Consider the following 19,709-nt stretch of genomic DNA (forward strand, 5'->3'; position numbering starts at 1 on the left):
ACGGCGAAGGGGGCGGCCTCCGGCACCGGAGACCGCCCCCTTCCTCGTGCTCTCAGCCGCCCGTGACCTCGGCCGCCGCCAGGTTCTTCTTGCCCCGGCGCAGCACCAGCCAGCGGCCGTGCAGCAGGTCCTCCTCGGCGGGGACGGCGTCCTCGCCGGCGACCTTGACGTTGTTCACGTAGGCGCCGCCCTCCTTGACCGTGCGGCGCGCGGCCGACTTGCTGGCCACCAGGCCGACCTCGGCGAACAGGTCGACGACCGGACCGAGCTCGGCCACCTGGATGTGCGGCACCTCCGACAGGGCCGCGGCCAGCGTCTTCTCGTCGAGCTCCGCCAGCTCGCCCTGCCCGAACAGGGCCTTGGACGCGGCGATCACGGCGGCCGTCTGGTCGGCGCCGTGCACCAGCGTCGTCAGCTCCTCGGCCAGCGCCCGCTGCGCGGCACGCGCCTGCGGGCGCTCCTCGGTCTGCCGCTCCAGCTCCTCCAGCTCCTCCCGGGACCGGAAGGACAGGATGCGCATGTACTTCGAGATGTCCCGGTCGTCCACGTTCAGCCAGAACTGGTAGAACGCGTACGGCGTCGTCATCTCCGGGTCGAGCCAGACGGCGCCGCCCTCGGTCTTGCCGAACTTGGTGCCGTCCGCCTTGGTCATCAGCGGCGTCGCCATGGCGTGCACCGTGGCGTCCGGCTCCAGCCGGTGGATCAGGTCGAGGCCCGCCGTGAGGTTGCCCCACTGGTCGCTGCCGCCCTGCTGGAGCGTGCAGCCGTACCTCCGGTACAGCTGGAGGAAGTCCATGCCCTGGAGCAGCTGGTAGCTGAACTCCGTGTAGCTGATGCCCTCGGAGGACTCCAGGCGCCGGGCCACGGAGTCCTTCGTCAGCATCTTGTTGACGCGGAAGTGCTTGCCGATGTCCCGCAGGAACTCGATCGCGGAGAGGTTCGCCGTCCAGTCGAGGTTGTTGACCATGACGGCCGCGTTCTCGCCCTCGAAGTCCAGGAACGGCTCGATCTGGGCGCGCAGCTTGGCGACCCAGCCGGTGACCGTCTCCGGGTCGTTCAGCGTGCGCTCGGCGGTCGGACGCGGATCGCCGATCAGGCCCGTGGCACCGCCGACCAGGGCCAGCGGCCGGTGGCCGGCCTGCTGGAGCCGGCGCACGGTGAGCACCTGCACCAGGTGCCCCACGTGCAACGACGGTGCCGTCGGGTCGAAGCCGCAATAGAACGTGACGGGACCGTCCGCGAGCGCCTTGCGCAAAGCGTCCTCGTCAGTGGACAGGGCGAACAGCCCGCGCCACTTCAGCTCGTCGACGATGTCCGTCACGGTTCTCGTGTCTCCTTGATGATCTTCGGGCAGTCGGGTGACAGCCGACTACGAGGTTATACGCCCTGACTGACAGAGCTCATATTGAAATCCGGGACCCGCAGCGCGGGCATGGCCGCCCTGGTGAACCAGTCGCCCCACTCCCTGGGCAGCGTCTTCTCGGTCCGCCCCGCCTCCGTGGCCCGGCCCAGCAGACCGACCGGCGACTCGTTGAACCGGAAGTTGTTCACCTCGGCGGTCACCTCACCGTTCTCCACGAGGTAGACACCGTCCCGGGTCAGGCCCGTCAGCAGCAGCGTCGCCGGATCGACCTCGCGGATGTACCACAGGCAGGTCAGCAGCAACCCGCGCTCGGTGCTCGCGACCATCTCGTCCAGGGAGCGGTCCCGGCCCCCGTCGAGCATCAGGTTGTCGATGCCCGGCGCCACCGACAGGCCGGTCAGGCCCGCACTGTGCCGACTGGTCGTCAGGTGCCGCAGCTCGCCCTCGCGCATCCACTCGGTGGACGTCAGCGGCAGCCCGTTGTCGAAGACCGACTGGTCGCCCCCGGAGGAGTGCGCGATCACGAAGGGCGCCGACTCCAGACCGGGCTCGTTCGGGTCGCTGCGCAGGGTCAGCGGCAGATCGGTCAGCTTCTCGCCGATCCGTGTGCCACCGCCCGGCTTGGAGAACACCGTGCGGCCCTCGACCGCGTCCCGGCCCGACGCGGACCACATCTGGTAGATCAGCAGGTCCGCCACGGCCGTCGGCGGCAGCAGCGTCTCGTACCGGCCCGCGGGCAGCTCCACGCGCCGCTCGGCCCACCCGAGCCGCACGGCCAGCTCCGCGTCCATGGCGGCCGGGTCGACGTCCTTGAAGTCCCGTGTGGACCGCCCGGCCCAGGCGGACCGGGTGCGGTCCGGCGACTTGGCGTTCAGCTCCAGCGTCCCGTTCGGCTGGTCGTGCCGCAGCCGCAGCCCCGTGGAGGTGCCCATGTACGTCGACACCAGCTCGTGGTTGGCGAAGCCGTACAGCTCCCGGCCGCCCGCACGCGCGCGTGCGAAGGCCTCGCCGAGCGCCGGGGCGAACTCGGCGAACACCGCGGAGGACGTCTCGGCGGGCGCCTCCGTGAACTCCGGTGTCTGCGCGACGCCGGTGACCAGCGGCTGCGCGTCCTCGGCGGGTCCGGCGCCGCGCGCGGCGGCCTCGGCGGCCCGCACCAGGGGCTCCAGCTCGTCGGCGGTCACGGCCGACCGCGACACCACGCCCGAGGCGGTGCCCTCCTTGCCGTCGACCGTGGCGACGACGGTGAGGGTGCGCCCGCGCGTGACACCGTTCGTGGTCAGCGCGTTGCCCGCCCAGCGCAGGTTGGCCGTGGACTGCTCGTCGGCGATGACGACACACCCGTCCGCCCGGGACAGTTCGAGGGCGCGCTCGACGACCTCGTGCGGCTTGCTGGTACGGGGGCTCATCGACCGGCCTCCTGGGTCGTGTTCAGAATGTTGACGCCCTTGAACAGGGCCGACGGGCAGCCGTGCGACACGGCCGCGACCTGCCCCGGCTGGGCCTTGCCGCAGTTGAAGGCGCCGCCCAGGACGTAGGTCTGCGGCCCGCCCACGGCGGCCATGGAGCCCCAGAAGTCGGTCGTCGTCGCCTGGTAGGCCACGTCCCGCAGCTGCCCGGCGAGCCGCCCGTTCTCGATGCGGTAGAAGCGCTGCCCCGTGAACTGGAAGTTGTACCTCTGCATGTCGATCGACCAGGACCGGTCGCCGACGACGTAGATGCCCCGCTCCACGCCCCCGATCAGATCCTCGGTCGACATCCCGGCCGGGTCCGGCCGCAGGGACACGTTGGCCATGCGCTGCACCGGCACGTGCCCGGGGGAGTCGGCGTAGGCGCAGCCGTTGGACCGCTCGAACCCGGTCAGCTTCGCGATCCGCCGGTCCAGCTGGTAGCCGACGAGCCTGCCGTCCTTCACCAGGTCCCAGGACTGGCCCTCGACGCCCTCGTCGTCGAAGCCGACGGTGGCGAGCCCGTGCTCGGCGGTGCGGTCGCCGGTGACGTTCATCAGCTCCGAGCCGTACCGCAACCTGCCCAGCTGGTCGAACGTGGCGAAGGAGGTGCCGGCGTAGGCGGCCTCGTAACCGAGTGCCCGGTCGAGCTCGGTGGCGTGCCCGATGGACTCGTGGATGGTCAGCCACAGGTTGGACGGGTCGACGACCAGGTCGTACAGGCCCGCCTCGACGCTCGGCGCGCGCATCTTCTCCGCGAGCAGCTCCGGGATCCGCTCGAGCTCGCTCTCCCAGTCCCAGCCGGTGCCCCGCAGGTACTCCCAGCCGCGCCCCACGGGCGGCGCGAGCGTGCGCATCGAGTCGAACTCGCCGCTCGACTCGTCCACCGACACGGCGTTGAGCACCGGGTGCAGCCGCACCCGCTGCTGCGTGGTCACGGTCCCGGCGGTGTCGGCGTAGAACTTGTTCTCGTGGACGGTGAGCAGCGAGGCGTCGACATGGTCGACCCCGTCGGCCGCCAGCAGCCGCGCGCTCCACTCCGCGATCAGTCCGGCCTTCTCCTCGTCGGGCACGGTGAACGGGTCGATCTCGTACGACGAGATCCACGTCCGCTCGGCGTGCACGGGCTCGTCGGCCAGCTCCACCCGCTCGTCCGACCCGGCCGCCTTGATCACCTGGGCGGACAGCTTCGCCATCGCCACCGCCTGCCCGGCGACCCTGGCGGCGGCGTCCAGACTGAGGTCGACACCGGACGCGAAGCCCCACGTACCGCCGTGCACCACGCGCACCGCGTACCCGAGGTCGGTGGTGTCCGACGACCCGGCGGGCTTGGCGTCCCGGAAGCGCCAGGAGGCGTTACGGATCCGCTCGAACCGGAAGTCCGCGTGCTCGGCACCGAGCGCACGCGCGCGTGCGAGGGCCGCGTCGGCGAGGGCGCGTAGGGGGAGGGCCGTGAAGGCCTCGTCGATGGTATGAGGCACCGCCGTCTCTTTCTGTCGAGGTGACCGTGGTTGCCGTGATTCCTGACTGCTCCGATCATGTCGTCCATCCCGCGTACGGGCCATGAGTTTCCGGACCCGGGCGCGCGGGTTTCTGTAGGGACCCGACAGTGAGTCCCGTACGCCACTGTCGGTGCCCGATTGTCCGCGGGCGTGCCCGGACCGATAGGTTTTCGAGGAAGCCGCCTGTCATCGCCGCCTGTCGTCCAGGCGCCCGGGCGGGGTATCAGACCGCTATCGAAAGGGTGATCCGTTGAGCCGCTCGGTTCTCGTCACCGGAGGCAACCGGGGCATCGGCCTCGCCATCGCCCGCGCTTTCGCCGATGCCGGCGACAAGGTCGCCATCACGTACCGCTCGGGTGAGCCGCCGGCCGCCCTGACGGAACTGGGCTGCCTGGCCGTCAAGTGCGACATCACCGACGGCGAGCAGGTGGAGCAGGCCTACAAGGAGATCGAGGAGGCCCACGGCCCCGTCGAGGTCCTGATCGCCAACGCCGGCATCACCAAGGACCAGCTCCTGATGCGCATGTCCGAGGAGGACTTCACCTCGGTCGTCGACACCAACCTCACCGGCACCTTCCGCGTCGTCAAGCGCGCCAACCGCGGCATGCTGCGCGCCAAGAAGGGCCGCGTCGTCCTGATCTCCTCGGTCGTCGGCCTCTACGGCGGCCCCGGCCAGGCCAACTACGCCGCCTCCAAGGCCGCCCTGGTCGGCTTCGCGCGCTCCCTCGCCCGTGAGCTGGGCTCGCGCAACCTCACCTTCAACGTCGTCGCGCCCGGCTTCGTCGACACCGACATGACCAAGGCGCTCACCGACGAGCAGCGCGAGAACATCGTGAAGCAGGTCCCGCTCGGCCGGTACGCCCAGCCGGAGGAGATCGCCGCGACGGTGCGGTTCCTCGCCTCGGACGACGCCTCGTACATCACTGGAGCCGTCATCCCCGTTGACGGCGGACTGGGAATGGGTCACTGATCACCATGAGCGGAATTCTCGAAGGCAAGCGCATCCTGATCACCGGTGTGCTGACCGAGGCGTCCATCGCCTTCCACGCCGCCAAGCTGGCCCAGGAGCAGGGCGCCGAGGTCATCCTGACCGCCTACCCGCGGCCCACGCTGACCGAGCGCATCGCCAAGAAGCTGCCGAAGCCCACCAAGGTCATCGAGCTCGACGTCACCAACGACGAGCACCTCGGGCGCCTGGCCGACATCGTCGGCGAGGAGCTCGGCGGCCTGGACGGCGTCGTCCACTCCATCGGCTTCGCCCCGCAGGACGCCCTCGGCGGCAACTTCCTCAACACGCCGTTCGAGTCGGTCGCCACCGCCATGCACGTCTCGGCGTACTCGCTGAAGTCGCTCACCATGGCCTGCCTGCCCCTGATGCAGAACGGCGGCTCCGTCGTCGGTCTGACCTTCGACGCGCAGTTCGCCTGGCCGCAGTACGACTGGATGGGCCCGGCCAAGGCCGCTTTGGAGGCCACCAGCCGCTACATGGCCCGTGACCTCGGCAAGCAGAACATCCGCTGCAACCTGGTCTCGGCCGGTCCGCTCGGCTCCATGGCCGCCAAGTCCATCCCGGGCTTCGGCGAGCTGGCCTCCGTGTGGGACAGCCGCTCCCCGCTGGAGTGGGACCTGAAGGACCCCGAGCCGGCCGGGCGCGGCGTCGTCGCCCTGCTGAGCGACTGGTTCCCGAAGACCACCGGCGAGATCATCCACGTGGACGGCGGTCTGCACGCCATCGGCGCCTGATCTCCGCCCGCGTCGACGCGACGCCGACGCCCCGTTCCCCGCAGCGCGCGGGGAACGGGGCGTCACTCGTTCGGCCCATCCGGCGGGGCGCGGAGGCTCACGACGGGTCACTCTGGATTACGCCTTCACCACGCGATCCCCTCCCCAGCACGGCCGAGGAGGTCCCCTTGTGCGCTTGTCCCGCCGAACGGCCTCGCTGTCCCTCGCCGTCGCTCTCGTGATCACCCTCGCGTACGAGGCGGTGCCCCACGCGCGCGTGCCCGCCGGCAAGCAGACGGCGGCGGAGCCCTTCGGCGCCGCGTGCCGGGTCCGCGTCACCGGCTCCCGGGTGACCGCCTACTGCCACAACCCGTACCCCGTGGTCGACCGCGTGAGCCTGCACGTCGAGTGCGCCCGCTGGTGGGACATCGACACCGACAGCTCCCCGGTGGAGGCCTGGCCCGCACTCACCGTGCGGCTGACGGGACGCTGCTGGAAAGAGGTCGACGAGGCGTGGATCAGTCACCAGCGGGGGAGCTGACCCCGGCCAGCCGGCACAGGAACGGGTAGCGGGCGGCCTCCGTCGCCGCCCGCGCCGCGTCCCCCGCGCGGATCGCGTCGAGCAGCCCCGCGTGCTCCATGTACGTCTCCGGCGTCAGCTCCTCGCCTACGTCCTCGCGCAGCCAGTCCCGCAGCACCTCACCCAGGTCCGCGTACATGGCCGTCATGACGTCGTTGTGGGAGGCGGACACCACGGCCAGGTGGAAGGTCGCGTCCGCGGCCACGAACGCCTCCGCGTCCCCCGACTCCCAGGTCTGCTCACGCCGCAGCAGCAGCGCGTCGAGCTGCTTGAGGTCCTTCTCCGTGCGCCGCTCGGCGGCCAGTCTGGCGGCGGCGGACTCCAGCGTGGAGCGCAGCTCGGCGATGTGCCGGGGGTCGGCGCCGGCGAACCGCCGCTGCATCACACCGGCCAGCTCACTGGTGGCCACGACGTACGTGCCGGAACCCTGCCGGATGTGGAGCAGGCCGTTGTGCGCGAGCGCGCGGACCGCCTCGCGGACCGTGTTGCGGGCCACACCAAGCTGCTCGACCAGTTCGGGCTCGGTCGGGATGCGGGAGCCGATCGGCCACTCGCCCGAGGTGATCTGCGCCCGCAGTGCGGCGATGACCTGCTCGGACAGCGCGGAGCGTCGGGGATGGCTCAGGGGCATGACTCACCTTCGCACGACCGGAACGCCCGCGGGCGTCCGGGGTTCGGACGGGATTGGACAGTCAATCATCCCATGATTCTATGATGGGTCTCATGGCTAGCGAGGAAATCCGGACGATGACGCCCCCGACCGTACGCAGCTCGGCCGCGCACGACGCCGGGAAACGCGGCGGCCCGTCCACGCACGCGTGGCCGAAGCGACTGCTCGTCCTCGGCATCGTGCTGTCCGCGCTGAATCTCCGCCCCGCCATCACCAGCCTCGGAGCGCTCCTGGAGGAGGTCCGCGACGGGCTCGGCATGAGCGGCAGCGCGGCCGGGCTGCTCACCTCCGTCCCCCCGCTGTGCTTCGCCCTCTTCGGCGTCATGGCCCCCCGGCTCGCCCGCCGCTTCGGCCCCGGCGCCGTGGTGTGCGCCGGCATGGTCGCCATCGCCACCGGCCTGCTCATCCGGCCGTACGCCGGCGGCACGGCCGGCTTCCTGGCCGCCAGCGCCCTGGCCCTCATGGGCATCGCGGTCAGCAACGTCCTGATGCCGGTCATCGTCAAGCACTGGTTCCCCGACCGCGTCGGGTCCATGACCGGCCTGTACTCCATGGCGCTGGCCCTCGGTACGTCCCTCGCGGCCGCGGTCACGGTGCCGCTGACCGACGCGCTGGGCGGAAGCTGGCAGGCCGGCCTGGCCCTGTGGGCGGGTCTCGCCGTGGCCGCGATCCTGCCGTGGCTGCCGTTCGTACGCGGACGCGTGTCGGCCCCCGGGGCGGAGCCCGAGCGCGAGGAGAGGCAGGCCTCCGCTTCGGCGGACCCCGCGCGCGAGGAGGCGCCGCGGCTGCGGATCACCCGGAGCCGTACCGCCTGGGCACTGGCCGTGTTCTTCGGGCTCCAGGCCACCGCCGCCTACATCACCATGGGCTGGATGGCGCAGATCTTCCGGGACGCCGGTGTGCCCGCGGGCACCGCGGGGCTGCTGCTGGCGGTCACCATGGCGATGGGCATCCCGCTGGCGTTCGTCATACCGCGCCTGGCCACGCGCCTGCCGCACCAGGGCCCGATCGTGCTCGCCCTGGGCGTCTGCGGCCTCGCCGGCTACGCCGGTCTGTACCTCGCACCGGCCGCCGGCGCCTGGGCCTGGGCCCTGCTGCTCGGCGTCGCCAACTGCGCCTTCCCGCTCGCCCTCACCATGGTCGGGATGCGGGCCAGGACCGGGCCGGGCGTGGCCCAGCTGTCGGCGTTCGCGCAGAGCACCGGCTACCTGATCTCCATCCCGGGGCCGCTCCTGGTGGGTGTCCTGTACCAGCACAGCGGTGGCTGGGGTCTGCCGATCGCGCTGATGAGCGCCCTGATGATCCCGCAGATGGTCGTCGGCTTCCTGGCGGGCCGGGACCGGACGGTGGAGGCCGAGGCGGGGCGCTGAGCCCGTCCCCGGGCGTCGAACTCACCCCGGGGCGGCCGGTGCGGGTGGCGGGTGCGAGACTTGCCCCATGCCAGTGCTCGACCCGAATCCCCAGCACGGTCAGAAGAAGATGCTGCTCGTCTTCGGCGCCTTCTTCGCGATCTTCATCGTCATCGCCGTGATCGCGACCATCGCCTCACCATGACCGCCGCTCGTCCGGCCGCCCGGCCCGCACGCGGCCCGTGGTGGGGCTAGCCCCCCTGTCCCCTAGGGGGTGAGGGTCAGGGTCAAGTGGGTGGAGCACCGGATGGGTTGGCGGCCGCCGGTTCCGTAGCTTCGATGTGTGACCGCGAGACGCGGGCCACCACCACTCGAAGAGCGGAGGCACCCATGCCGGCCCCTACGCACCCCAGGCTCCACCCGGCCACCCGGGCCGGCGCCGACAGCCGGCTTCCCTGGTGGGCCCTCGCCCTTCCCACGCTCGCCTTCGCCGCACTGCTCGCCCTGATCCTGAACCCGTCCGACGCCCACGCGGCCACCGGTGACCCCGCGATCACCCACCTCGTCGAGCGTGTGCAGCAGCTGATATCCCGCTGAGCACGGCGAAAGACCGGTGGTCAACTCCCTGCGCCACATGGCGTGTTTCATGCGAAGCTGGATCTCATGAGCGTCGCAGAACCCCGCAGGATTGTCCTCTTCCGCCATGCGAAAGCCGACTGGCCACAGGTGACCGACCACGAGCGTCCCCTCGCTGACCGGGGCCGAAAGGACGCGGCGGAGGCCGGACGGAGGCTCGCCGACACCGGCGTCCCCTTCGACCTGGCCCTGTGCTCCACCGCGGTCCGGACCCGGGAGACCTGGAAGCTCGCAGTCCAGGAGTTCCCGCATCGGCCGAAAACCGTCTACGAGGAGCGGATCTACGAGGCCTCGCCGGGCGAACTGATCGCCGTGCTCAACGAGACCCCGGACGACGCCCAGAACGTCCTCCTGATCGGCCACAACCCGGGCATCCAGGGCCTCGCCGACATCCTCGCGGGCTCGGCCGAGGACGACGCCCGTGAGCGGATGGACCGCCGCGGATTCCCGGCCGCCGCCTTCGCCGTGCTGTCCTTCTCCGGCTCGTGGAAGAGCGTGGAGCCGGGTGTGGCCACGCTGCGGGACTACTGGGCACCGACCGAGTGATCCTCGGAGTCTGACAGGGGCCCGGCACGCACGGGTACCGGGCCCTCCCGGCCGGTTCGGACCGCGTCAGCCCGCCGGTCGGGACCGCGTCGGCGGGTTCAGACGGCGTTCAGACCGCGTCGAGGGTGTCCGCCGTCTCGACCTCTTCCCGGGTGACGCCCAGCAGGTACAGGACCGTGTCCAGGAAGGGGAAGTTCACCGCGGTGTGCGCGGCCTCGCGGACCACCGGCTTGGCGTTGAAAGCGACACCGAGACCGGCCGCGTTCAGCATGTCCAGGTCGTTCGCACCGTCACCGATCGCCACCGTCTGCGACAGCGGCACGCCCGCCTCGGCGGCGAACCGGCGCAGCAACCGCGCCTTGCCCGCGCGGTCGACGATCTCGCCGGTGACCTTGCCCGTCAGCCTGCCGTCGACGATCTCCAGCGTGTTGGCGTGGGCGAAGTCCAGCCCCAGCCGCTCCTTCAGATCATCCGTGACCTGGGTGAAACCGCCCGAGACCACACCGACTTGGTAGCCGAGCCGCTTCAGCGTACGGATCAGGGTGCGAGCTCCCGGCGTCAGCCGCACCTCGCTGCGCACCTTGTCCACGACCGAGGCGTCGAGCCCCTCCAGCAGCGCCACCCGCGCGTGCAGGGACTGCTCGAAGTCCAGCTCCCCGCGCATGGCGGCCGCCGTCACCTCGGCCACCTTGTCCTCACAGCCGGCGTGCGCCGCGAACAGCTCGATGACCTCGTCCTGGATCAGCGTCGAGTCGACGTCCATGACGACCAGGCGCTGCGCGCGCCGGTGCAGACCGGCGGCGACGACCGCCACGTCGATGCCGAGCTTCGCCGCGTCGGTCGCCAGGGCGGTGCGCAGCGGCTCGGTCTCCACGCCGGACACGGCGAACTCGACCGCCGTCACGGGATACTTGGCGAGCCGGAAGATACGGTCGATGTTGCCGCCGGTCTTCGTGATCCGCGCGGCGATCGCGGCCGTCGCCTCCGCCGTGAGCGGATGCCCCAGCACGGTGACCAGGGAGCGGCCCGACCCGCGCGGCCGGTTGTCGCCGAGGCCGGAGATGATCTCCGCCTGCATCTTCATCGACTCGGCCCAGCTGTGCACGGTCGCCCGCAGATCGCCCTCGAGCCCCGAGGGCGGCTCGGTCACGAGCGCGCAGAGCACCATGCGGCCTCGGGTGACGACCTGCTCGATGTCGACGACGTCGACGGAGTAGGCGGCGAGGGTGTCGAAGAGGCCGGCCGTGATGCCCGGCCGGTCCTTGCCGAAGATCTTGACAAGGAGGGTGGGGACGTCGGAGGACGAGGTCTGCGAAGCGCTCATGGTGGTTCCACCGTATCCGGCGGGCAGGTCGGAGCGCCCCTGAGGTCCGCCTTGCGGACAGCGAACAGTGGGTGTCGCGGCGATGGCGTGAACCTTACGTATCCGGTCGCGCGCCCCGATGCACGGGGCCCACGACCGCACCCCCCCCGGGGATCACCTCCCGCCACGAGGTTTCCGCGGTGGCGGTGGCGGTGGCGGTGGTGGGGGCGGCGGAGGCGGCGGCCCGTCCGGCCAGCCCGGTGGCCGGCTGCCGCCCCTCGGCCCGGGCGGCTGCCGGGGCCCTCGCGGGGGCGGCCCGACCGGCCGCGCCACGGTGGGCGCGCCGTAGACGTCGCCGTCTCCGGCACCACTGGACTCACGCCCCGACGGTGTCTCGCCCGTCGCTTCCCCTGGCCGCCGCCCGCCATCACCCACTTCCCCGGCGGGCTGCGCGTCTTCCGGCCCGCGCGGCTGGTCCGGGCTCGTTCCTCGCCATCGGTCCTCAGCGGGTCGTGCGCCTGCCGGTCCGCGCGTCTCGTCCGGGCTCCTTCCCTGCCATCGCTGCTCAGCGTGCTGCGTGTCTGCGGGTCCGGGCTGCGCGTCCGGGCTGTCTCCCTGCCGTCGCCTCTCAGGGGGCGGCGTGTTCTCCGGTCCGCGCGGCTGGTCCGGGCTCGTTCCTCGCCATCGGTCCTCAGCGGGCTGCGCGTCTGTCGGTCCGCGTGTCTCGTCTGGACTCCTTCCCTGCCATCGCTGCTCAGCGTGCTGCGTGTCTGCGGGTCCGGGCTGCGCGTCCGGGCTGTCTCCCCGCAGTCGGCCCTCAGCGGGCGGCGTGTTCTCCGGTCCGCGCGGCTGGTCCACCCTCGTTCCCCGCCATCGGTCCTCAGCGGGTCGTGCGCCTGCCGGTCCGCGCGGCTCGTTCGGGCTCCCTCCCCGCCACCGGGCCTCAGCAGGCCGCCCGTCCTCCGGCCCGCGCAGCTCTTCGGGCACCCGGAGGTACGGGTTGGTGGCCGGGTTCGGAGGCCGGTACGGCGTGCCCGGGGCGTACGGCCCGGCCTCCTCGCCGTACGACGTCCTCGCGGCGCCCGACTCGCCCCAGGCCTGGGGCCGTCCGGTACCGGCCTCGTAGCCGTCCTGCCGTGCACCGGCGCCCCCCGGCTCCGCCTGACCGACGCTCCTGGCCTCGCCGGTCCACCCGGTGCCGGCCCTGCCCCTTGTCCCACCGGCGCCGGTCACCCCGTCTGCCTGGCTCCCTGTCCCACCGGCCCCGGTCGCCCCGTCCACCCGGCCCTCCGCCCGACCGCCCCCGGTCACATCGCCCGCCCGGCCCCCTGCCCCACCGGCCCCGGTCGCCCCGTCCGCCCGGGCCAACGCCGCAGCCGACCGCCCCGCCGCCCCGCACGCCCAGGCCAGCAGCGCCCCCGCGGCTCCCGCCCCCGCGCCCCACACCGCACCGAGCAGCAGCGCCGTGCCGAGGTGCCCGTGCAGCTCGATGCCCGCGCCGAAGGCGTCGAAGCCGAGCACGGACAGGGAGGCCGTCACGGACACGTCCGTCAGCCAGGCCGGCAACGGCAGGGCGACCGCGGTCACGACACCCAGCCGCAGCGCACACCGGCCCGCGAAACCGAGAGGGTCGGATCCCCGCCCGGCCACCGCCACCACCGGCGTCCGCACGCCCACCAGCACCCCCGCGAGCAGCATCATCAGCGCCGCCGCCACCCCCAGCAGCCACACCCGCCCGTCCAGCTCGGCCAGCCGCCCCAGCGTCACCGGCTGGTCGGTGCCGACGGCGAGCAAATCGTCCAGCGGGTCCGGCAGGAAACGGGTCAGCTCACCCGTTGCCCGGCCGTCCCACGGCACGAACAGGCCGATGGGCACGCCCAGCCAGACCCCGTTCGGCGCCCCGAGCAGCGCCGCGCCCGCGATGCGCCGGGGATGGCCGTCGCCGATCGCCGCGTACCCCGCGGCCGCGAACCCCGCCGCAACCGCCACCAGCAGCACGGTCACCACCGCGGACACGGCGGGCCGCACGACCCGGTGCACGGCCTCCCAGCCAGGCGGCAGCGGTGTGCGGCGCGAGGCCAGCAGGGCGACGAGAAGGATCCCGGCCGACCAGACGAGGCCGCCGAGCAGCGTGGGCGCGGTGTCGACCGTGAAGCCGACCGCCGCCCGCGCGTCGACCAGGTCGCCGAGCCGGTCCGGCAGCAGCCCGCCGATGTCCCCGACGTCCCCGAGCCCGGGGATCTCCACACCACCGCCCCCGCCGCCCCCGGTCAGGTCGTCCAGCCCCAGCGAGCCACCGTCGATCGTGATGACGTCGTGCCCCGCCCACGCCAGCCCGCCCAGCATCGCCACGAACAGCGCCACCACCGCGCCCGCACGCGCGAGGAGTTCGGCCGGCGAGATCACAACTCCCGCCGCACGCAGGGACCGCAGGAAGAAGTACGCCAGCAGCACCGCTCCGACCAGGCTCACCCCCAGTGGCGTGATCTCGATGGCGGTATCCGCCTGCGCGCCCGACAGGCCGAACACCGACACGTCACCGGACGGCGTGACCGACCCACCCGCCCCCAGCGCCACCACCGCCGCGGTCATCGGCCCCAACGAGCCCGCCGCGTCGGCTTCCAGTAGATGCAGTCCCAGCGCCGCCGTACCCGCCATTCCGATCAACGCCCAGCTCACGGCGGCGACGGCGGTCAGCAACACGTCCCCCCACGGCACGTGTGTGCCGTCGCTCGCCCTCTCGACACCTGTGGCAGCACCCATGGCAGACCCCCCGATCCGCTACGCGGCGGGAACACCGCGCATGTCCCCCTCGCGTCGAAATACCACTCTCCGGGCCGTTTTCAACCCCGTCAACGGAAACGGCTGACGCGTCCGAACGCGGTCTTCGCAAGGCCCGACTTTCGGTCAGAGGGCCGCTCCTGAAATAGTTCCCCCCGATGTTCGACATCCCTAGACTCCCCATGTCGGGGGTAACTCGGGGGACAACTCAGTGGGGCATGGAGTGCCGGAACTCGTACTGGAATCAAACGGACGTACCTGGACGCTCGATCCGTCCAGGGCATACACCCTCGGACGTGATCCGCAGGGGGACGTCGTCTTCGACGACGCCAGGGTCTCCTGGCGTCACGCCACAGTCAGCTTCAACGGCCGCAGTTGGGTCATCGAGGACCACGGCAGCACCAACGGCACGTTCGTGCAGGGGCAGCGGATCCATCAGATGGAGCTCGGCCCGGGCTCGGCGGTGAACCTGGGCAACGCCACCGACGGACCGCGCCTGAACCTCTCCGGCGCCGCGGCTTCCGTCGGCACGCCGCAGGCCCAGCCCCAGCAGCCGTACGCCGCGCAGGGCGCGAACGCCGGCTGGGCGCAGCAGGCCCCCGCCCAGCAGCCGCCGCAACAGGCCCCCTACCAGCAGCCGCAGCAGCAGGCCCAGGCCGGATGGCAGCAGCCCCAGCAGCAGGCGGCACCCATCCCGCAGCAGCAGGGCCCCGGCGGTGCCGCGGGGGCGCCGCCGGTCCACGGCGACCGCAGCCCGACCACGTTCCACCAGTTCTCCCTCGGCCGCGTGATGCGCATCGGCCGTGCCCTGGAGAACGAACTGGTCGTCTCCGACCTCCAGGTCTCCCGGCACCACGCCGAGTTCCACGCCACGCCCGACGGCCGCATGGAGATCCGCGACCTCGGCTCCCACAACGGCACGTACGTCAACGGCCAGCCCATCGCCAAGGGCGGCACGCAACTGCTCGGCCCGACCGACGTCGTCGGCGTCGGCCACTCCACGTTCCGGATCGTCGGCGACCGGCTCGAGGAGTTCGTCGACACCGGTGAGGTGTCCTTCTCCGCCCGCCACCTGACCGTCACGGTCGACGGCGGCAAGCAGATCCTCAAGGACGTCTCCTTCGGCGTCCCGGAGAAGTCGCTGATCGCGGTCATCGGCCCGTCCGGCTCCGGCAAGTCGACGCTGCTCAAGGCGCTCACCGGCTACCGCCCGGCCGACCAGGGCGAGGTCCTCTACGACAACCGCAACCTCTACAAGCAGTTCGCCGAGCTGCGCCAGCGCATCGGCCTGGTCCCGCAGGACGACATCCTGCACAAGGAACTGACCGTCAAGAAGGCCCTCAAGTACGCGGCCAAGCTGCGCTTCCCTGCCGACACCACGGCCGCCGAGCGCGACGCCCGGATCGACGAGGTGCTGCGTGAGCTGAAGCTGGACATCCACAAGGAGAAGAAGGTCACCTCCCTCTCCGGTGGCCAGCGCAAGCGCGTCTCCGTGGCCCTGGAGCTGCTCACCAAGCCGTCGCTGATCTTCCTGGACGAGCCCACCTCGGGTCTCGACCCGGGCATGGACCGCGACGTCATGCAGCTGCTGCGCGGACTCGCCGACGACGGCCGTACGGTCCTCGTCGTCACCCACTCCGTGGCCGAGCTGGCGATCTGCGACAAGCTCCTGGTGATGGCCCCGGGCGGTGCGGTCGCCTACTTCGGCCCGCCGGAGGAGGCGCTGAACTTCTTCGGCTACGACACCTGGGCCGACGTCTTCTCCGCCTTCGAGAACTACCGCGACTACGACTGGGCGGGCCGCTGGAAGGGCTCGCAGCACTACCAGATGTACGCCGCGGACATCGACGCCGTCGCGCCGCAGTCCGTACAGGTTCCGCCGATGCAGGCGATGAAGCCGCCGAAGCCGCAGGGCTGGATGTCGCAGTTCGTCACACTGGTGCGGCGCTACGTCTCGGTGATCGCGTCCGACAAGGGCTTCCTGGCCCTGATGGTGATCCTGCCGGCCGTGCTCGGCGCGGTGAGCCTGCTCATCGACGCGGACAGGGGCCTGCTGCCCAACCCGGCCAACCCGCAGACCGGCCGCATCATCCCGAACGGCACGGCCACCACGGTGCTGCTGATCCTCGCGGTCGGCGCCTGCTTCGCGGGAGCGGCGAACTCGGTCCGCGAGCTGATCAAGGAACGGGTCATCTACGAGCGGGAGCGCGCGACCGGCTTGTCCCGGTCGGCGTACCTGATGTCGAAGGTGTTCGTGCTCGGCATGATCACCGTGCTGCAGGGCCTGCTGGTCGGTGTCATCGGCTTCTCCAGCCGGGAGATCCCCGAGGAGGGCCTGGTCTTCGGCAGCGCCACGCTGCTGGAGCTGTCCGTGCCGATCATGGCGCTGGGCTTCACGTCGATGATGTTCGGCCTGATCATCTCGTCGCTGGTCAAGACCGCCGAGAAGACCATGCCGCTGCTGGTGATGTTCGCGATCATCCAGGTCGTCTTCACCGGCTGCCTGTTCACGCTGCACGGCTCGATCGGCGTCAACCAGTTCTCGTTCCTGATGCCGTCGCGCTGGGCGGTCGCCGCGTCCGGCGCCACGCTGGACTTCAACAAGATCAGCCCGCCCGAGACGGCCGGCGACAACGACCCGCTCTGGGAGCACACGGTCGGCGCCTGGGCCATGGACATGGGCGCGCTGCTCGTCCTCGGCGTGATCTGCGGCTTCTTCGTGGCGCGCTTCCTGCGCCGCCACGAGCCGGAGGTCATGCGCAAGTAGTCATGCGCACGTAGTGACGCGCACGTAGTCACGCGCCGCGGTCACTGCTCGACGTGGCCCGAAGGGCGGCACCCCGTCAGGGGGTGCCGCCCTTCGGCGTTCTCACGTTCAGCGAGCAGAGGTCCGCGCCACCTCAGTACGCGCTGTCGACGTTGTCCATCGAGCCGTACTTGTCGGCCGCGTAGTTGCAGGCGGCGGTGATGTTGGCGACCGGGTCGTAGATGTCCCAGGAGGTGCCGGGGACGTGCCAGGTCTTGAAGGTCGGCGGGATGACCTGGAGCAGACCCTTCGACGGGATGCCGTTGATGGCGTTGATGTCCCAGTCGTTGATCGCCTTCGGGTTACCCGAGGACTCTCGCATGATGTTGCGGTGGATGCCGTCGTAGGACGCCGGGATGTCGTGCTTCTTCAGGATGTCGAGCGACTCGCGGATCCAGCCGTCGAGGTTGTTCGCGTAGGTCTTCTTGACGGCCTTCTTGGCGGCCTTCTTGGCCTCGGCGCGCTTGGCGGCGCGGCTCGCGGCCTCCTTGGCCTGGCGCTCGGCCTCGGCCTTCTTCTTCGCGGCCTCGGCCGCGGCCTTCTTCTTGGCGGCGGCAGCGGCGTCGGCCTTCTTCTTGGCCGCGATCTGCTCCGCCTTCAGGCTGGCACCGGCCATCTGGTCGGTGACGCTGGCCTTGACGTCCTTGATCTGCTCGGTGCTGAACGCCACCGCAGCCGGCTGAGCGGCCTCGGTCGTGGTCTTCGTCGAGGCACCGCTCGGCACCGCGGAGAACCCGATGGCGGCGGCGCCGAGGGTGGCGACACCCGCCATGGCGATCTTGTGGTGACGGGTCAGGCTACGACTCTGAACACGGCTGAAGATGTTCTTGGGCATGGTGGTTCGGACCTCTTCGAATAGCGCGGGAGTCGCTCGGCGTCCGGCGTTGGACTCGGTGTGTTTCCGACACGAACGCCGCGGAGGTGAACCACGGCGCTGAGCGACGGCAGCCATTCTTAGCGGCCGCAAAAAAGCGTGGCAAAGGTGTGACGTACGAAAGGAGATAGTGGATCAGGGAGGGGCAAATCAGGGCAGACTGGACCATCCGCGCCGCTCAAAAGGTCGAGTTTGTCTCCTACGTCCCTTCGTACGTGACGTGGGTCCTATGCGAGGGCTCACACCGGGCGGAGTTCCCTCTCACTGCCGGTTGCACAAGCGATGCTCTGTGTGAGGGCTCTTCACCGCAGTACGAGGTGCACGTCCCCGAACTCGTGCCAGAGGTAGCGGCCTTGCAACGCCGCCTCGTAACCCCGCTCGACCGCCACCCGCCCCGCGACCGCCTCCAGCATCAGCAGATGCGAGGCCTCCGGCTCGTGCAGCCCGGTCAGCAGCCCGTCCACCACACGCACCCCGCGCTCCGGCGTCACCACCAGGCCGGTCCACCCCGCGCGCGGCCGTACGACCCCGTCGGCACCCGCCGCCGACTCCACGGCCCGCACCGCCGTCGTCCCGACCGCCACGACCCGGCCGCCACCGGCCTTCGCCGCGTTGATCAGCCGCGCCGAGGCCTCCGGCACCGCGAAACACTCCGGATACGGCGGCTCGTGCGCCTCCGTCGAAGCCACCCCCGTGTGCAGCGTCACCGGCGCGAACCACACCCCCCTGCTCAACAGCTCCGCCACCACCCGGCCGGTGAAGGGCCGCGCCGCACTCGGCATCTCCGCACTGCCCGCCCCGTCCGCGGACGGCAGCGCGAAGATCGTCTGGTAGGCGGACAACGGCTGGTCCCGCTCCGTGTAGGCGTAGCGAATCGGCCGCCCGTGCTCCCGCAGCAGCCCCACCACACCGGGCCCGGCGACCCGCGCCCACCACAGCCGCTCACTCCGCCCGCTCAGCGGCTCCTCCAGCACCAGCCGTACACCCCCCGGCAGGCACACCTCCGTACCCGCGGGCCCACCCGCACGCGGGCGCGTGGTGCCCCGTCCGTCGGGTTCCCGCAGCTCCACGGCCCAGCGGCCGTCGTCCCCGCGCGTGGAGAAATGCACCACCACGCGCGCGTGCCCGGACCATCCGTCCACGGCCGCCGCCAGCGTGGCCGAGGTGTTGACCACGAGGAGATCCCCGGCACGCAACAGCCGCGGCAGCTCGGTGAACGTGTGATGTGCCACCTCGGCACCCCGCGACACCAGCATCCGTACGGCGTCCCGGTCCAGCCCGGGCCCCCGCTGCTCGACCGGCACCCGGGCCGACAATTCCTCCGGAACCCGCACGGCCGGCGTCATCGCGCCCCGTCCGCCAGGGCCGCAGCCCCGTACCGTCCGCTGGCCGGCCGCTCGTCCAGCAGCCGCAGGAACCCCGGCACCACCACGGCCGGCTCCGGCCGCGGATCGTCGTCGTCCGGTACGGCCGCCGCGTAGAGGTCCGTGGCCATGTCCCCCGGATCCACCGCCCAGACCCGCAACCCCGGCTCCTCCACGGCGAGCACCGCCATCAGATGGTCCAGCGCCGCCTTGGACGCCCCGTAGCCGCCCCAGGTCTCGTACGCCTCCGCCGCCGCGTCCGAGCTGACCGCGACCACCGTGCCCGCCCGGGAAGCCCGCAGCAGCGGCAGCGCCGCCTGGACCAGCCCCAGCCCCGCCACCAGGTTCACCTCGAGCGCCCGCCGCAGCCCCTCCAGGGACAGCTCCTCCAGCCGCACCAGCGGCTCGGCGCCCAGCGCGCTCGCGTTGTGCACCAGCAGGTCGGCGCCGCCCAGCCGCCGCGCCGCCACCACCAGCTCCGCCCGGTGCCCGGCGTCCGTGACGTCCCCGGCCAGGGCGGTCACGCGCGTGCCGTGCGCGGAGACGGCCTCGGCCGCCTCCTCCAGGGCCCGCGCACCCCTGGCGTCGAGCACCAGGTCCCAGCCCCGCCCGGCCAGGGCCTGCGCGAGCGCCCGCCCCAGGCCCTTCGAGGCCCCGGTGATGATCGCAACCGGCATGATCAGCTCCCTCGTCGTGATCGCGTGCCCACAACGTAGGAACGGGGCCGTCCCGACCGCCTCGGACGCGGGCCGCAACCCACCGGGT

At 71.7% G+C, this 19,709-nt stretch carries 16 protein-coding genes and 1 pseudogene; 8 read left to right on the top strand and 9 right to left on the bottom strand.

What is annotated here, in order from left to right; translation table 11 throughout:
* Positions 1-52: 52 nt before the first annotated feature.
* The 3 genes from tyrS to ABEA82_RS36560 are packed head-to-tail and all read right to left on the bottom strand — an operon-like array spanning position 53 to position 4,292.
* The gene (tyrS, locus tag ABEA82_RS36550) at positions 53-1,321 is read right to left on the bottom strand and encodes a tyrosine--tRNA ligase (RefSeq protein WP_345666070.1); all 1,269 of its coding nucleotides are present in this window, start codon (positions 1,319-1,321) and stop codon (positions 53-55) included.
* Positions 1,322-1,377: 56 nt separating this feature from the next.
* Complete coding sequence (locus ABEA82_RS36555; RefSeq protein WP_345666071.1) at positions 1,378-2,772, bottom strand: metallopeptidase TldD-related protein; 1,395 nt, start codon at positions 2,770-2,772, stop codon at positions 1,378-1,380.
* A complete protein-coding gene (locus ABEA82_RS36560) occupies positions 2,769-4,292 on the bottom strand; it encodes a TldD/PmbA family protein (protein WP_345666072.1) in 1,524 nt (507 codons plus the stop codon). The genes ABEA82_RS36555 and ABEA82_RS36560 overlap by 4 nt, the downstream gene beginning before the upstream one ends.
* Before the next feature lie 271 nt (positions 4,293-4,563).
* On the opposite strand from ABEA82_RS36560, the gene fabG reads away from it, so the two are divergent.
* The 3 genes from fabG (at position 4,564) to ABEA82_RS36575 (ending at position 6,576) form a co-directional block, all read left to right on the top strand.
* Positions 4,564-5,283, top strand: coding sequence for a 3-oxoacyl-[acyl-carrier-protein] reductase (gene fabG / locus ABEA82_RS36565; RefSeq protein WP_345666073.1), 720 nt, complete (start codon positions 4,564-4,566; stop codon positions 5,281-5,283).
* 5 nt (positions 5,284-5,288) lie between these two features.
* A complete protein-coding gene (gene fabI / locus ABEA82_RS36570; RefSeq protein WP_345666074.1) occupies positions 5,289-6,056 on the top strand; it encodes an enoyl-ACP reductase FabI in 768 nt (255 codons plus the stop codon).
* A 169-nt stretch (positions 6,057-6,225) separates the two neighbouring features.
* On the top strand, positions 6,226-6,576 hold the full coding sequence (locus tag ABEA82_RS36575) for a hypothetical protein (RefSeq protein ID WP_345666075.1): 351 nt from the start codon (positions 6,226-6,228) through the stop codon (positions 6,574-6,576).
* On the opposite strand, the gene ABEA82_RS36580 is transcribed toward ABEA82_RS36575, so the two are convergent.
* Positions 6,554-7,246, bottom strand: coding sequence for a FadR/GntR family transcriptional regulator (locus ABEA82_RS36580; protein ID WP_345666076.1), 693 nt, complete (start codon positions 7,244-7,246; stop codon positions 6,554-6,556). The two genes, ABEA82_RS36575 and ABEA82_RS36580, sit on opposite strands and share 23 nt — an antisense overlap.
* 80 nt (positions 7,247-7,326) lie before the next feature.
* Between ABEA82_RS36580 and ABEA82_RS36585 the strand changes: the two genes are divergently transcribed.
* The 4 genes from ABEA82_RS36585 (at position 7,327) to ABEA82_RS36600 (ending at position 9,816) form a co-directional block, all read left to right on the top strand.
* Positions 7,327-8,655, top strand: coding sequence for a CynX/NimT family MFS transporter (locus tag ABEA82_RS36585; RefSeq protein ID WP_345666077.1), 1,329 nt, complete (start codon positions 7,327-7,329; stop codon positions 8,653-8,655).
* A 67-nt stretch (positions 8,656-8,722) separates the two neighbouring features.
* Positions 8,723-8,839 (top strand): SGM_5486 family transporter-associated protein, encoded by a 117-nt coding sequence (locus ABEA82_RS36590; protein ID WP_097215821.1) that lies wholly within the window; start codon positions 8,723-8,725, stop codon positions 8,837-8,839.
* 185 nt (positions 8,840-9,024) lie between these two features.
* Positions 9,025-9,231, top strand: a complete 207-nt coding sequence (locus ABEA82_RS36595; RefSeq protein WP_345666078.1) for a hypothetical protein — start codon at positions 9,025-9,027, stop codon at positions 9,229-9,231.
* A 66-nt stretch (positions 9,232-9,297) separates the two neighbouring features.
* Positions 9,298-9,816: a SixA phosphatase family protein gene (locus tag ABEA82_RS36600; protein WP_345666079.1), complete on the top strand. Its 519-nt coding sequence runs from the start codon at positions 9,298-9,300 to the stop codon at positions 9,814-9,816.
* Positions 9,817-9,925: 109 nt separating this feature from the next.
* On the opposite strand, the gene serB is transcribed toward ABEA82_RS36600, so the two are convergent.
* Both serB and ABEA82_RS36610 read right to left on the bottom strand, forming a co-directional pair.
* The gene (serB, locus tag ABEA82_RS36605) at positions 9,926-11,140 is read right to left on the bottom strand and encodes a phosphoserine phosphatase SerB (protein WP_345666080.1); all 1,215 of its coding nucleotides are present in this window, start codon (positions 11,138-11,140) and stop codon (positions 9,926-9,928) included.
* Between the two features lie 888 nt (positions 11,141-12,028).
* Positions 12,029-13,882 (bottom strand): annotated as a pseudogene (locus ABEA82_RS36610) (streptophobe family protein); the annotation flags it as partial.
* A gap of 241 nt (positions 13,883-14,123) precedes the next feature.
* Here ABEA82_RS36610 and ABEA82_RS36615 point away from each other — a divergent pair.
* Positions 14,124-16,667, top strand: a complete 2,544-nt coding sequence (locus ABEA82_RS36615) for an ABC transporter ATP-binding protein/permease (RefSeq protein ID WP_345666081.1) — start codon at positions 14,124-14,126, stop codon at positions 16,665-16,667.
* A 133-nt stretch (positions 16,668-16,800) separates the two neighbouring features.
* Here the strand turns inward: ABEA82_RS36615 and ABEA82_RS36620 are convergent, their stop codons facing one another.
* From ABEA82_RS36620 to ABEA82_RS36630, 3 genes are all read right to left on the bottom strand, one after another.
* On the bottom strand, positions 16,801-17,541 hold the full coding sequence (locus ABEA82_RS36620; RefSeq protein WP_345666082.1) for a transglycosylase SLT domain-containing protein: 741 nt from the start codon (positions 17,539-17,541) through the stop codon (positions 16,801-16,803).
* Positions 17,542-17,882: 341 nt separating this feature from the next.
* Positions 17,883-18,926 carry an S-adenosylmethionine:tRNA ribosyltransferase-isomerase gene (locus tag ABEA82_RS36625; protein WP_345666083.1) on the bottom strand — a complete coding sequence of 348 codons (1,044 nt, stop codon included), beginning with the start codon at positions 18,924-18,926 and terminating at the stop codon, positions 17,883-17,885.
* Entirely contained in the window at positions 18,923-19,621 is a 699-nt protein-coding gene (locus ABEA82_RS36630; protein ID WP_345666084.1) for an SDR family NAD(P)-dependent oxidoreductase, read from the bottom strand. The genes ABEA82_RS36625 and ABEA82_RS36630 overlap by 4 nt, the downstream gene beginning before the upstream one ends.
* Positions 19,622-19,709 lie beyond the last annotated feature (88 nt).

This window comes from Streptomyces venetus, from assembly GCF_039540295.1.
Classification (GTDB): Bacteria; Actinomycetota; Actinomycetes; order Streptomycetales; family Streptomycetaceae; genus Streptomyces; species Streptomyces venetus.